The sequence below is a fragment of the Enterobacter wuhouensis genome, from assembly GCF_004331265.1.
GTDB classification, from domain to species: domain Bacteria; phylum Pseudomonadota; class Gammaproteobacteria; order Enterobacterales; family Enterobacteriaceae; genus Enterobacter; species Enterobacter wuhouensis.
Genome location: NZ_SJOO01000015.1, coordinates 34,413 through 48,835, shown reverse-complemented (window position 1 = coordinate 48,835; position 14,423 = coordinate 34,413). Strand labels below are relative to the sequence as shown.

The 14,423-nt window shown below is 47.6% G+C and carries 12 protein-coding genes and 1 pseudogene; 4 read left to right on the top strand and 9 right to left on the bottom strand.

Translation table 11 applies throughout. The annotated features are described in order from the left end of the window. Positions 1-37 precede the first annotated feature (37 nt). The 8 genes from E0L20_RS21720 to E0L20_RS21685 all read right to left on the bottom strand — a co-directional run bounded on the left by E0L20_RS21720 (position 38) and on the right by E0L20_RS21685 (position 6,541). Positions 38-511 (bottom strand): antirestriction protein, encoded by a 474-nt coding sequence (locus E0L20_RS21720; RefSeq protein WP_004136892.1) that lies wholly within the window; start codon positions 509-511, stop codon positions 38-40. Positions 512-589: 78 nt separating this feature from the next. After that, positions 590-1,411 carry a DUF932 domain-containing protein gene (locus E0L20_RS21715; protein ID WP_004136895.1) on the bottom strand — a complete coding sequence of 274 codons (822 nt, stop codon included), beginning with the start codon at positions 1,409-1,411 and terminating at the stop codon, positions 590-592. Positions 1,412-1,517: 106 nt separating this feature from the next. After that, positions 1,518-1,730 (bottom strand): hypothetical protein, encoded by a 213-nt coding sequence (locus E0L20_RS21710; RefSeq protein WP_004136899.1) that lies wholly within the window; start codon positions 1,728-1,730, stop codon positions 1,518-1,520. Positions 1,731-1,815: 85 nt separating this feature from the next. Then, complete coding sequence (locus E0L20_RS21705) at positions 1,816-2,175, bottom strand: hypothetical protein (RefSeq protein ID WP_004136901.1); 360 nt, start codon at positions 2,173-2,175, stop codon at positions 1,816-1,818. 54 nt (positions 2,176-2,229) lie between these two features. Next, positions 2,230-2,694 carry a hypothetical protein gene (locus E0L20_RS21700; protein WP_004136903.1) on the bottom strand — a complete coding sequence of 155 codons (465 nt, stop codon included), beginning with the start codon at positions 2,692-2,694 and terminating at the stop codon, positions 2,230-2,232. A gap of 277 nt (positions 2,695-2,971) precedes the next feature. Continuing rightward, on the bottom strand, positions 2,972-4,090 hold the full coding sequence (locus tag E0L20_RS21695) for a hypothetical protein (RefSeq protein WP_224238153.1): 1,119 nt from the start codon (positions 4,088-4,090) through the stop codon (positions 2,972-2,974). Between the two features lie 404 nt (positions 4,091-4,494). Then, positions 4,495-6,105 (bottom strand): YfjI family protein, encoded by a 1,611-nt coding sequence (locus E0L20_RS21690; protein WP_004136907.1) that lies wholly within the window; start codon positions 6,103-6,105, stop codon positions 4,495-4,497. 226 nt (positions 6,106-6,331) lie between these two features. Further along, entirely contained in the window at positions 6,332-6,541 is a 210-nt protein-coding gene (locus E0L20_RS21685) for a helix-turn-helix transcriptional regulator (protein ID WP_004136909.1), read from the bottom strand. Positions 6,542-6,817: 276 nt separating this feature from the next. On the opposite strand from E0L20_RS21685, the gene E0L20_RS21680 reads away from it, so the two are divergent. Next, positions 6,818-7,579, top strand: a complete 762-nt coding sequence (locus E0L20_RS21680) for a hypothetical protein (RefSeq protein WP_004114617.1) — start codon at positions 6,818-6,820, stop codon at positions 7,577-7,579. Here E0L20_RS21680 and E0L20_RS24305 read toward each other — a convergent pair. Next, a pseudogene (locus tag E0L20_RS24305) lies at positions 7,502-8,007 on the bottom strand (transposase); the annotation flags it as partial. The gene E0L20_RS21680 and the pseudogene E0L20_RS24305 sit on opposite strands and share 78 nt — an antisense overlap. A 403-nt stretch (positions 8,008-8,410) precedes the next feature. On the opposite strand from E0L20_RS24305, the gene E0L20_RS21675 reads away from it, so the two are divergent. Genes E0L20_RS21675 through E0L20_RS21665 form a run of 3 tightly spaced genes read left to right on the top strand, consistent with a single transcriptional unit; the run spans position 8,411 to position 14,235 of the window. Next, positions 8,411-10,720: a tellurite resistance TerB family protein gene (locus tag E0L20_RS21675; RefSeq protein ID WP_004136913.1), complete on the top strand. Its 2,310-nt coding sequence runs from the start codon at positions 8,411-8,413 to the stop codon at positions 10,718-10,720. Positions 10,721-10,723: 3 nt separating this feature from the next. Beyond that, on the top strand, positions 10,724-12,040 hold the full coding sequence (locus E0L20_RS21670; RefSeq protein WP_004136914.1) for an ATP-binding protein: 1,317 nt from the start codon (positions 10,724-10,726) through the stop codon (positions 12,038-12,040). Then, complete coding sequence (locus E0L20_RS21665; RefSeq protein ID WP_131635747.1) at positions 12,037-14,235, top strand: DEAD/DEAH box helicase; 2,199 nt, start codon at positions 12,037-12,039, stop codon at positions 14,233-14,235. The genes E0L20_RS21670 and E0L20_RS21665 overlap by 4 nt, the downstream gene beginning before the upstream one ends. The last annotated feature ends 188 nt before the right edge of the window (positions 14,236-14,423 follow it).

The following is a 14,423-nucleotide window of genomic DNA, read 5'->3' as shown; positions in this document are numbered from 1 at the left end:
ATCAAGGTGAGACAGTTCATACAGCATGGCGGGACGCTCAGTCGATAATGCGCATGATGGCGTTACATTCCGGCTGATGCAGCGCATAGTCACGCAGACGCCAGTAATGTTCCGTCATGGCGTCGCATTCCGTGCGACAAGCGTGATGACTGTAAGTCATCAGACAGACGGCAATCCCTGCGGCTTCGGCACTCATGTCTGCGGCGTTGCCATTCATGGCGTTGAACAGCGACCAGAAGGCATCACTGTCCGTTTCCGGAACCATGAAGGCCCCGCCGTTGCTGAGAGTATAAAAATTCCAGATACCACCGCTGTAGTCAGCGCAGAATCGGTCCATCCACGCAAAGACCTGCGGTTCAAGGGTTATCCACTGCGGGATGTTACCAAAGTGCTGCGGCCAGAACTCCACACGCTGTTCGTCCGGTACGGGCGTGGCTGTCAGCGTTGGTTCAGAACCGTCATTGCCAACCAGAACAGCTAACTTATTGTTAATATTGATAATATCTGTCATGTTAATTTTCCTTATGCATGGATATGTCAAATGGAGGTCTCAGGCCAGGGATTGATTTCGGTGGCAGGGTGCAGGTGATTACCTGCCCAACAGCTCCATCATGTTTTCCGCCATCACCCAGAGCGCACGGTTTAACTTAACGTCGCTATCAATCCCGTTTACTGCGCGGGTGTGGGTACGTTTACCCTGCGCGGTACGGCCACTTAGCCCGCCTTTCAGCAGGTTTTCCTGAATGCGCTGGTAAGTGGTCCACAGGTCATCGCTCTCGTCCTGCCAGCGGCGGGGTGCAAGAATTTGCGCTTCGGTTACTGGCTGGTACTCTTCCCCAAAACGGTATGTCAGCGCCGCTGTAGCCAGTGCATGTTGTGCGGGTGACGGGAGTTGCAGGGACTGCATGGCGTCACGTTTCTCTTCCACCCGGTCAAAGACGCTGAGAACCTCATAGGCCCCCTCAATCACCTTCCCGACAACGTCGCCCCTGTGTGGCACGCGGATCTCGCCGAACGACTGTCCGCAAACGAGCGAATTGGTGCAGACGCTTCGGAATATTCCCGGCAGTAACTGAAAACTTGATGCGCCATCGTGCGAATTCAGAATGATGATTTCCGGTACCTGCTGACCGTTTATCTGACCGGCACGACGCAGGCGCAGCATATGCTTTGTATGTTCCCGTCGGCTCTGGTCGCGCACTCGTGACTGACAGGCAAAGAATGGCTGGAACCCTTCACGTTTAAGGTTCTCCAGCAGGGTAATAGTGGGTATGTAGGTGTACTTTTCGCTTCTGGAGTCGTGCTTGTCTTCCCCGAAGACGCTGGGGACATGTTGCATCAGTTCTTCGTGGGTTAAGGGACGGTCACGGCGAATCTGGTTCACCCGACCAAAACGGCTGGCTAATCGCATAGTTGATTCCTCATCTGATTAATCTGAAGGCGTAAAAGCAAAAGCCCCTGCTCCGTGAGGAGGCAGGGGCTGGATGTGTTGTTCTCAATGAACGGATAGGGCGGGATTACAGCGTATCCAGAATCTTCAGTATCTGCGCCATCAGGGCGGTGATAAGTGCAGTGACCAGCAACGTGACCGCTTCCCGGGCTGTATCAATGCTGCTGTCATCGTAGCCTGCCTGACGCAGACGAATTTCAATAAATTGACGGGCCTGATGCCCGCCGCACCAGGTCAGTGCCTGGGCCAGGGTCGTCACCAGCATTTTCAGAAAGGTCATAGGATTTACTCTGGACTGCGCAGCGGCAGCCCATTGGTCATGTGGAATTTTTTAGGTTGGGAAACGTTAATCAGGGGCGGGGGACTCAGTGGTAAGTGTAACGCCATCCCCCCTTATCAGTAGTGACGACGACTTCTGAAGCCACGCAGTTATTGTAAAAACTCACGCTGACGGACTGCCCGTAACGCAGGGTAGCAGGCAAAATAGTTTCTTTATTGCTGGAGTACAGATATTTCTGGTTGGCAATGCGACAGTTTCCCCGGTTCACGTCAATATTTTCGACTTTCACGGTGTTATCCAGTGCAGTGACCACGACCGTGACGTAGCGTGTTCCGGCAGGGTGAACCTGATTACTGGTCTCCACTTTGATGGATGGCGTTGGCTCTGCCAGCGCCAAGGCTGACAGTGCAAACAGTGCGGGCACCAGCATGTGTTTAAATTTCATAAACTGTTCCTTTTAAAAATAACGTAATCAACAGGTATTAAATTCAGATGCAGGCTAGAGTGCATCTTTACCCACGCAGCCGTGGGTCCCGAATACTGGCAATACCTTTGCTGCCCCAGCCAGCGTGAATGTGGCATCCTTAACACCGTCTCCGGTTACTGAGACCTGTTTGCCATTACGTAGCTGACCCCAGGCCAGCGCCAGGTTATTACCGCCCACTCGACTGCCAGATTCGCTGATGTCGATGGGGGCTCCACCGTCGATACTGACCTGAAGGTTTTTATCTTCATCCATACTGACCTGATGCCCGCTGGCGTCAGTGAATATGACCGTGGCCGGTTGCGAGCCGTAATCCTCACAGGTCAGAGACAGTTGCGATTGACTTTCCCCATTGATAACAAACTCTGATACTCCCTGGCCCCAGCCCCGGGTCCAGGTGGTTTGATTACCGAAGGCCATTGCCACTGCCGGTACCAGCGCACAGGTCAGTAGTAAAGGGTGAATCATTTTTCTGTTCATTTTTGTGCACCTCTGGTTTTCGTAAAACGCTACCCGGAAAGGGTATCTGCATGTTTTTTAGTAGAAGACAGACAGTCATAAGCATCCCGTTGGGATTTTATAGCTGCAAAAAAGGAGGGGATAACGATGAAATTCGATCGAACCGATCGACAAAATTGATCGTGGTTCAGTAAATATATTTACCGTAAACCTCGCCCGAGTTTATCGATGGTCCGGTTTCACTTCGGAAGGGTGATATATATCTGAGATTTTATTGAACACAGGCTGAGGAAATGCATCACTGAGGCGGTATGGCGCAGACACCGTCCTCTGTGACAGGAGGAACACTAAAAAAGCGGTTATAGAAGAGATTACAGGCTCTGTGATCGCTGGTGTCAATGTGAAAATATTTTGCCATGTACTGGCTGAGTATATGCTGAAATTCGTCGTAGATTTGTTGAGACCCCCGCTTGTGCTTCACCCTGATTTCATCGACTAAACGATAACATTGCTCCAGCAGGTGGTCGGCGTCGCCGTTCAGCAACGCATGAAACGCGGCAACGGCAAATAATTCATTCGCAGGCCCGGCATTAAGCCAGACGCTGACTTCGGTACAAACCAGCGTTTCCCATAGTGACATCAAATTCAGGCGTAAGGCTTCCTCTTTTAACAGACGGGTTAGTGGAGGGAATGCGTAAATATCAGTGTCAAATAGCCTGCGTGACAGATTTAAATCAGCAAAGGCAAGATGCTTAACTCCGTACAATGCTTCCTGTACAGCATCTGAACCGTATTTATCCGTTAACGCTTTCAGTAAGGTCGATTTAACCGGTTGAGGTGTTTCCATTGCTTTTATGCCACTCAGCACTCCTGACTGACAGCAGGGGATAACATCCTTCATCATCCGGTTTATAGCAGCAGGTGCGATGATAATGTTTCTGGCGATATTTGCACCGCCCTTAGAGTTAGGGTAAATGTGGCATAGCTCAAGATCCAGCCAGGGGATTAACCTTTTTGTCGTATCAGCAACTCTGTGCCCGTTCAGCATATTATACGTTTTTTGGTGGACAGCTTTGCGCTGATATAACCGAATGAGGTCTGCAATATCCGTCGGACCGGTGATACTCCCCAGTCCAAGGGAATTATTTTTTAGCATTGATTCTACGTTAATCCAGTAAGAGTGCTTAACCAGTCTTATAATGGCATCGTCATCGATTAACCTCCGGGCTTTATCCCGATGTTCCTTACAACAATAAAACTGATTGCGGGTTTCAGATATACTGATGCCACAGGCGGGATACTGGCATATTAATGCTGCTCTTTCCGTTCGTCTGGCTGCATTTAACTGTCTGCCCTGATAATGTACCGGGCATAGCCGTAATATCCGTTCGGCGGGTGAATGGCCGATCTGTGCCATGCAGTTATTTCTTTTACATACGGCCATAATTAAACTCTTATTTAATGTGATAATGTATTTGCTTTTGTTGTTAATAACAACGATGCTATTTTTATATGTCATTAAATATATTTATTAATCAACATTAATTAAATGTTAATGTATTTGTCTCAAATGAGTAAGAAATACACTAGCAAAACACATTGTGTTAAATTACATGTTTTGATGGCTATTAATGGTTCATATCCACAGAGCTTTCCACCAGTCGTCATTATCTGTTTTTTAGCACTGTATTCTGAGAAAACCCCGCGCGGATTGCGACCAGTCGCGACTGGCGCGGGGTTTTTGCCTCTGTGGCTGTTTTTCGAAGACATTTAACCGGTTTACGCTCTGGCCATTCGGGTCTCTGTAGTGAAGTGTTCCGATTAATATTCCAGCCTGTTAAAGTCAAAGTATTCAAAACCATACCTGCCAGTGACATTCTCTGGCGATGCAATAATCGGATTATGTCCGTTCTCCAGGAATGCCGGTGGAATACACCATGAGTGGCGACATTCCAGGGAGGGCATGGCAATATACACCGCAGAATGACGGCCGGGACGAATAAAACAAATCAGACCCAGTGCGATTAACTGCTCAAGAACAGATTGTGATTTACTGGCGTCACGCAGCCGGTTCGGGCCGTTCCGGTTTACCTCATTTTTCCTGAGTGGATATCCCTCATTATCGAGAAATTTCTCCTTAAGCCACCTGAACATCTCGTAAACGTCCTCCATAAATGCATTCCGTTCAGAAGAAGGGAAAAACAGCCTTTCCGCTTCTTCAAGATGCCATTCCACAATTTTGAAGGCGGCCTGGATGACCCCCCGCGAAATACATAAACTCTCAGGTGAATACATATATGTCAGAATGGCCGCAACCCTGAGGGCATTCGCCCCCGCTTTGGCTGCAATTTCACTGATATGCTCCATCTGCTGTCCGGGGGCTGCTTTACGGCTGAGATCTGACTGTTTTTCTGCCCAGTAAGCGGTCGCATCATCAGATAACCTGAGCGTTTGTTTCTGCGAGTCGTTACTATAAAAACGTACCTTCTGCTTATCAAGTAACTGGTTAATTTTCTGGTGGAATACATTTAATGCTTCATCAGACTGAGCGTGACCTGTATTGGTGTGGCGACGACCCAGTGTGCTGATGGTATTGATGTAAAGAAACCGTGACAGAAAACCACTCCCCTTGCTGAGTTCACCGTGGTTGCGGCAGTAATTTTCAAAGACCGGAGGCTGAACCATTAATGCCAGGGTCAGACAGGCATTGATATCGTACTCTTCGCCGCCCGGGCGGTGGTATTCATAGGTCTCCCCGTCCCAGGCTTTATTCAGTAAACCGAGGTTGTTTTTCAGATACCCTTTAAAAAAGGTAATTGCCTCATCTGAGACCACCCCGGCTTCAGAGTACCGGCTCAGACCTTCCAGGAGCGCCTTTGCGGTGGTGTCATCATAAAGCATCGCCAGGCGGGTCGGAGGCTGCTGCCGGGTTTCTGCATGTTCATCTAACAGCCGTTCTTCCTCCGTCCCCTCAGAACCGCTTTTGATGGCAGTGTACAGATTACTGGTCAATGCTTTCTGGTGTATTTTCCAGATATTGTCAGCACGCAGGTGTGCCTTCATCAGACCGTCGTGCTGCTGCTTCATTTGCTCAGCGAATCGGTAAAAAGGCTTCATCACTTTTTTGCTGATACTGGTCTTACCTTCACCGGAGACCGCCAACGTCAGTAGATACAGTGCACAGTGCATCGGATCCGATGAGTGTGGTGGTACCACCTCAATATGAGCCTGACAGGCGAGGGAAGCAGCTGCCAGTACGGCCCCCGCTATCAGTTCCGCCGGGATACCCGTCTCGTTATAAAGAGCATCAATGACATCCCGCATCACCGGCGGGAACGCGCAGACAGGGTAACCCTCCGGGGTTCTGTTTTGTACGGGAATATAAGGCTCCGGCATTTTCGGAATGACAGTGTATGGCAGTAAATTCTGCATGTAATATTCTCCTTGGTTACTGTTTTCAGTAACGGGTTAGTTGTGAATATAATAAAATAGCCAAGCGTCAAAATTTATTTAAAGTAATAATCTTACCAATAAATAATCGCATTCTGTTTCCTTGCAACTGGCAAAAATATGTCGCAGCGAGCGCATATTTAAATCAGAGACGTTGTTATATAACCTGCGTATCCTCCTTTAATTTTTACCAATACTATCTCATCGCTTATGATGCCTGCTGGCGTTCCAGCAGCCATGCATCTAGCTCTGACTCAAGCCAGCCGACGGACTGCATACCCAGCCTGCGCTGTTTCGGGAAGGTCGGGTCGTAACGCGGTGACTTCGGGTTGATCCAGTCATAGATGGTTGAGCGGGCGATGCCCGTTTTGTTAACAACGGCGCGTATGCGCAGTATCCTGATACCTTGTACAGACATATCTGTTAATTCCCCCTGTTCTTTCGATATGGACGCAATTGTATGGTGCCGGAACAGGTAATGGCACCCGCCTGGTGGCTGTAGCAAAAAAGCATTTTATAACAACGAGATAGGGTTTTTTTTAGGGTTTTTTCCCGTTTTTTGTTGGTGACAGAATGTTTTTTTTTCGAAAATGGTGTCGGAAGCGTCTGGCTAAGGGCAAGAATGAGTCGTTCAAGGTGTCAGGCAAGGAAATTTACTGGAGTATAGAAATTGTCATTCGAAAAGAGGGACTTCATGGCTGATTTAGACAGGGATTTTACCCCTGATGAGTTACTCATCGTATTTCGTAAAAAGAGGAAAGCGTTACGTTTTCATCTCGGGGTCAGACAGAAACATATCGCCAGGCAATGGCTGAATAAAGATACTGAAATTGTTATCGTGCTACAAACAGGGAGACAAACGAAGGATGAAGATTTAGCGCGGCGACTTGCTGATGAGCACGGAGAGAAAAAATGGCGGCGTTATCTGAAAATTTTCAGTCTTTCAGAATGGATGATAAAGGGGATCAGGAACGATATGTCTGAGGCTGAACAATACTGGGAGCAGGGAACATCGGCTCTCGAATCTGATCCAGATCATGCGGTACAATTAATGCTGAAGGCTATCGCGTTGTTGGATCGCGGTCTGAAACGCAGTGAATCCGCAGCAGGTAAAAGAATCAAGGAACGGCATAAACTCAATTCTGCTTATGGCGGAAAGGTCAAAGCGACACGTTTTGATGGCGTTAAAGACGAAGTGATAAAACACCTGGAAGCGCAACCTGAGGGCTGGGAAACTAAAACCGATGCCATCAACGCAATTATTAAAGCGTTAAGGCCCTATATTGAGGAGCATGGATGGCCTTCCGCACAGGATAAAAACGACTCACGGGACGCGGCAATGGTGGAGGCAAGCCAGAGCAAGTTGTTGGCTGAATGGTCAGTCAAAGACAAAAGAGTGAAGGCGGCGTTCGCGAAGGCAGTACAAAAACGTATCGGGGTGTCGCAAAATCGATAGTCCGGTACCTTGAGAGTGCGTACGTGATTCAATGTGACTGCCTTTTCTCAGATGTGGCTGTGCAGAAGAGCATAGAGCTGATAAAAAGACGATACGAGCTCCCCTGAACATCATCGTCTTTTTAGCGATACTGACAGGGTTGATAGCGATACAACTTTTTAATGAGTAATCTGTCGGGAGTACCTTGCACTTTTTAATGGTATGCCGGATCACACTGTCCAATCTGGCAATGGTATTCGTCGTGTAAAACCGCCTCTGCCGCTGGTACCCCAGGTCATGGGTTAATGCTTTGTAGTCCTTCTAAGATACGAGCCGCAGGCTATTACGCACCATGTGAATGATACAGAACTTAATCCGCTCTCCGGATAAACTGCATTAATGGCGTCAGAGATGCTCTTCAGCTCATCAACGTAGGTGATGAGGATATCTTAACTTCGGCACAACTCAGCTCATAGCTTAATTAGTTGATAAAAATCAGCGTGGGTAGGATCAGCTTTCCAATAGTTACCGAAATTCTCAACGACTAGGTAAATGTCATCATACAGCGGTCAGTTCTGCATCCCCACTATATTTGCTCGTATGTTAACCTAGCATTAGTACAACATCATTCTTAGGCGAATGGCCCAGCAGGCTTTTTACTCCTTAAAAATTCACTTCTGGTTAAGTAAATTATTCAATGATTTTTGTCATTTAAATCAATTGGTTAATTTTAATTGCGATTTGCTTTTAACCCTAGCGATTTAGACGTATTATTTTGAGATTAATCCACTTGCCATGCATTCCCTACCACATTTTAAATGTGAATGGAGAATTATTTTAAGGTTATATATCATGGAGTTATTGAAGTTTCTGGCGGCGATTTTAGTAATTTACTTGTTGTTTTTTAGAAAGAAAAAACGTAAATCTCCAAAGTCTTATGCTTCAAGCCCCGTGAAAGCACCGCCAAAAGAATGGCTCGCTGACATCAAGAAAAAAGAGGCGGTTGTGCGAAACGATGATAGTGAAGACGATAACCTTGCAACTTTTACATTGAGCGGTGGCCGGGGTGTTGAACTTCGGGTGACAACCAATCATTACCGGAACACCTCAAAGTCAGCAGGTGCACTAGCTCGATGGGTACTTCCGGGTGAGATGATAACTGTAGCTGGTGTAGCAATTAGCGGTGGCCACATTTACTTGGGGCAACGTATGAAGCCCTCCGGTCAGGAATCAGGCGGCTATTATGACGATGGAAATGAGGCATCATTAATTGATGACACATGTAAGATAAAACCTACTTCTTATCTTTACGAGGACAGTTCATTAGGATACTGGCCCAGTTTTTCCTCTCTTTCCCCAGAAGCACGCGGTGCGTATGTCAGTTGGCTCGCCAGCGATAGGTCTGATCCATCGTGTCCTATCGGCTATGTTTTTATCTACCTCTACGGTCTGGAAAGAAAAGCGCTCATAGATTCCACTGACCCAAAATTCCCTGATGCTGAGTTCCGTAATCTGTTCAAAGAAGTCGCTCGGTTAAGATCCGTATTCATTGAGAACCGCTCATTCCGTGGATATTCGGCCCAGTTACTCGAAGCCATGTCTTTTCTGCGCCCGAACATGGGCTTAGCCACTGAGCTCGATAGCAATTCAGGTTTCAGCAACAGCATGCAATTTAAGCTGGCTCTGGCAAAAACTGTACATGAAGGAGTTCCTGTATCAGCTGAACTGGCGTTGAACTGGGTAATAAACCACACCGAGTATTCGCTGCGTACCCCGGCTCGCCGCTGTGCTAAAGAGTTTGCTGCACTTTTCAAACGGCGTTACACCCTCAAATATGGTGAAGGGATGGTCGTTAAGGCGAATAAAACGCGGCTAAGGTTAGATTACACACCAGCAAGTCCTAGTTTGCGAGGTGTTCGACTTCCTGTTCCCGACCTGCCTGATCCAAGTGCGTTGAAGAGCCCTGTCCAGAAAATTATGGCTCTTGCCGACATATGTACGGATGAACTTGATGCTTATAGTCGCTACCTTGGTAGGAAAGGTACGTCAGTCAATGATACGGCTGCAATTATGTTGCTCCCTTCAGAGATCGTTAATGAAAGTGCAGAAAAAATATTAAGCTCATTCAAACGCTGGGCTGATGAGGCGATCCTCGTCAAGGAGGGGTTAGTCTCAGTTGCTGACTTTTGGGCACATATGAATGCCAGTTGCCCCAATAAGATCAATAAAAAAGAGGCCGATTTGATGCATGCCTTTGCTCTGAAGATGGGTTACGGTCTGGCACCTGACCCGTATTATCACCATGTGAAGGCGGATGTTGATGGGACACTTGTTCTATTCCCTGCCGCCGAAGGTGGACGCTTCTCACCTTCTCCTGAATTTATCTCAGCAGTAATGACGCTCAGATTAGGGGCGATGGTCGCCTTGATTGACGATTCTCTTGATCAAGCTGAACAGAAAGTGCTTGAGAATGCCATCAACAACAATACTGGCTTCACCGATGATGAAAAACGCTCTCTACATGCGTATTTAACGTGGCAACTTCATACCCCAGCCAATATGACAGGAATGAAAAGCAGGATTGAGTTGATGGGGGCCGCGGAAAAAGCTGCTGTGGGCAAAGTTATCGTTAGTGTTGCCTGTTCGGATGGGACAATAGCGCCTGCCGAAATCAAACAGCTTGAGAAGATTTATTCAAGTTTGGGGCTGGATCCCTCATCTGTCTCGAGCAATATCCATCAGCATTCCGCAACTGAACATGATCTCGTCTCGTCTGTACCAACTGATCAGCCAGCAGTAGGGTTCAGACTGGATGCTAATGTACTTGCCCGCCACGAATCTGCCACGGATGATGTTCGTAAATTGCTGAACACAATTTTCACCGAAGAAGAACCGGAAGAGCTAGAAAGCGCTCCAGCCTCATTAACGGAAACGGGGGGGCTTGACTCCGCACATAGCCAGCTTTATCGCAGTTTGCTGGAGAAAGAACAGTGGTCCCGAAAAGAGGCGACAGAATTGTGCGGAAATTTGAATTTGATGCTCGGCGGTGCGCTTGAGGTGATTAATGACTGGTCCTATGCGGTGGTTGATGCTCCGGTACTGGACGATGCCGATGATGATATCTGGGTTGACCTGGAAATTGCTAAAGAATTAGAGGGATAGTGAATGTCTGTAACACGTATAAGAGTGAAAGAACGCGACGCTATTATTCAGTCACTTAAGTCAGGTGTAACGCCAAGGATAGGCATTCAGCATATCCAGGTTGGCCGCGTGAATGAGATCACCGCTCTCCACCAAGATATTGAGAGGATTGCTGACGGTGGTGCAAGCTTCAGACTTATCATCGGTGAATATGGTTCTGGTAAAACGTTCTTTCTGAGTGTTGTGCGCTCTATTGCGCTAGAGAAGAAGCTGGTGTCAATCAGTGCAGACCTTTCTCCTGACAGACGCATTCACTCATCGGGAGGTCAGGCTCGTAATCTCTATTCTGAGCTTATGAAAAACATGTCCACCAGAAACAAGCCGGATGGTAATGCGTTACTTAGCGTTGTTGAAAGATTCGTTACGGAGGCAAGGAAGGAAGCTGACAAGGACGGCTCCGAGGTTTCATCAGTTATTCATAAACGCCTGGCAGCACTATCAGATATGGTCGGCGGATATGACTTTGCGAAGGTCATTGATTCATTCTGGCGGGGGCATGAGCAGGATAACGAAACGCTAAAATCCAATGCCATTCGCTGGTTGCGGGGAGAGTACACTACTAAAACTGATGCCCGTAACGATCTCGACGTTCGGACTATTATCTCAGACGCTTCATTCTATGACTTTTTGAAGCTGATGAGCCTTTTTGTCCGCCAGGCAGGCTATGCCGGTCTTTTGGTCAGCCTAGACGAAATGGTGAACCTCTTTAAACTGAATAATACGCAAGCAAGAACAGCGAACTACGAACAGATTTTGCGGATCCTGAATGACTGCCTGCAAGGCTCAGCCGAGAATATTGGTTTTATCCTCGGGGGGACGCCAGAGTTCCTTTTCGATCCGCGCAAAGGTCTTTACAGCTATGAGGCGCTCCAATCACGTCTGGCGGAAAATCGGTTCGCGCAAAAAGCAGGAGTGATTGACTACTCGTCTCCCACTTTGCATCTTGCCAGCCTCACCCCTGAGGAACTGTATATTTTACTGAGAAATCTTCGCCATGTTTATGCAGGCGGAGATCCAGAGAATTATCTGGTTCCAGATGAGGCGCTGACTGGATTTCTGCATCACTGTAGTAAAACCATTGGAGACGCTTACTTCCGTACCCCCCGTAATACCATAAAAGGTTTCCTGGACATGCTGGCCGTGCTGGAACAAAACAGAACGATGAACTGGCAAACACTAATCGAGGGTGTGGCGATTGAAGAGGACAGGCCCAGCGAAATGGATGACGCTATTATAGAAGAAAGCGATGACGACGACGGACTGGCGAACTTCAAATTATGAGCAGTGTCTATGATAGTCTCGATCCCCGCGTCCGTAAGTGGGTTTACAAGCAGGGGTGGGCTACATTAAGGCCCTTGCAGGAGAGTTCTATCCCGGCAATTTTAGCCCGTGATCGAGACGTGCTAATCAGTGCAGGCACAGCAGCGGGTAAAACAGAGGCTTTCTTTCTTCCTGCCTGTTCGGCGGTTGCAGATCTCACTAATGGATTTGGCATCATCTATATCAGCCCGTTGAAGGCATTGATTAACGATCAGTACCGTCGTCTTGAGAGCCTTGGAGATGCATTGGAAATGCCAGTGACTCCTTGGCACGGGGATGTACCACAAAGCAAAAAGAAGAAGGCTCGGACGAATCCTTCTGGCATTTTACTGATTACACCTGAGTCACTTGAGTCTTTGCTCATAAATTCAATGGGCTGGCTCAAACAGGCGTTTTCGTCAGTCGCATACATCGTTATTGATGAGTTTCATGCTTTCATTGGCTCAGAGCGTGGTGTACAGCTGCTTTCTCTGCTCAATAGAATTGACCATGTGCTTGGACGCCAGGTAAATCCAATTCCCCGCGTTGCGTTGAGTGCCACGCTGGGGGAACTGGAGAAAGTGCCCGAACTTTTGCGCCCGGACAAACGACTACCCTGCGTAACTGTTACAGATAGTAAGAGCGAGGCCACTCTTCAGGTACAGGTCAAAGGTTATCTGGAGCGAGTGCTCCAAAAAGGAGAAGAACTTCAGAGTTCAGCTGAACATGAGGTTTGCTCTGACATTTTTAGACTTTGCCGTGGCGACTCTCATTTGGTCTTTGCAAACAGTCGAAAGCGGACTGAAAGCATTGCTGCCACGCTGAGCGACATGTGTGAGGAACAAATTGTTCCGAATGAATTCTTTCCCCACCATGGTTCCCTTGCCAAGGAATTACGTGAGGCGCTTGAATCTCGTCTTCAGAAAGGAAATTTGCCCACAACAGCTGTTTGTACAATGACGCTCGAGTTGGGAATTGATATAGGTAAGGTTAAGTCGGTTATACAAGTTACGCCTCCGCATTCTGTTTCCAGTCTACGTCAGCGTATGGGACGTTCTGGGCGACGCGACTCCCCATCAGTTCTAAGAATCCTAATTACAGAAAATGAGCTTACTGGAACTAGCAGTATCGTTGACCTCCTACGGCTACAGTTGGTCCAGTCGATGGCAATGATCAGATTGATGATCTCTAAACAATGGTTTGAACCAGCAGATGCTCGACAGATGCATTATTCCACGCTGTTGCACCAGATTCTTGCTATTACGGCACAATGGGGCGGAGTTCGTGCCGACCAGCTCTGGTCGCAACTATGCCAGACAGGACCATTTAGAAATGTAGATTTAAACGATTTCAAAAGCCTGCTTAAACATATGGGAGCATGTGGCCTACTCACTCAATTTGCTAGCGGCGAAATGGTTGTTGGGGCAGAGGGGGAGAAACTGACTAACCATTACACGTTTTATGCCGTGTTCAATACACCAGAAGAGTTCCGCATTGTCACCGGAAACAGAACCCTTGGAACAGTGCCTGTGGACTCCCCACTGCTACCAGACCAACACATCATCTTCGGTGGGCGGCGCTGGAAAGTGACAGAGATCGAGACAGAGAAAAAAGTTATCTATGTAGAGGCGACCAAAGGCGGTCAGCCACCACAATTTAGTGGGGGAGGTATGTCTGTTCATGATGCCGTTCGTCAGGAAATGCTCGCTATCTATAGGGAAGGTGATTACCGCATAGCAATAGGTAGCAAGAAAGTAGATTATGCCGATACTGCCGCCAGAAACCTATTTGCGGAAGGCTGTAGTAACTTTCAGCGTTATAACCTGCAAAATGAGTATTTTATTACGAGTGGGCAACACTGTTACGTAATTCCCTGGATGGGGGATAAAGTTGTGAATACGATTACAGCCTTGCTCATACGTTGTGGTTTTAAAGCCAATTCATTCGTAGGTGTTATAGAGATTGATGATGCAAGTGTAGCAACCGTTCAACAAGCCCTTAAAAAAATGCTGTTGTCAGGCTTACCATCTGCATTTGATCTTGCCGAAGATGTTCCAGAAAAGTTCTTGGATAAATACGACGAGTATTTACCAGAGTCCCTGCTTGCGAAAGGATTTGGGGAAAAAGCGTATGACATTGAATGTACTCGTATTTGGTTGAAGCAGCACCTTCAGTAAACTGGCTACGCAATAAAGGGGGTCTTGCTCCCAATAGATAGAGGCCGGTTGATGTTAGCAACGTCTGCTCTTGGTAAGGATCGGAAAGAAAGACAGGTTTTAAGTTCCGCTTTGAGCTGTGAGTTCAACTGAGGGATGCAAGAGGGGCTCTAACTGTGGATGGCACGTTTATAAGGGATAATTACAAC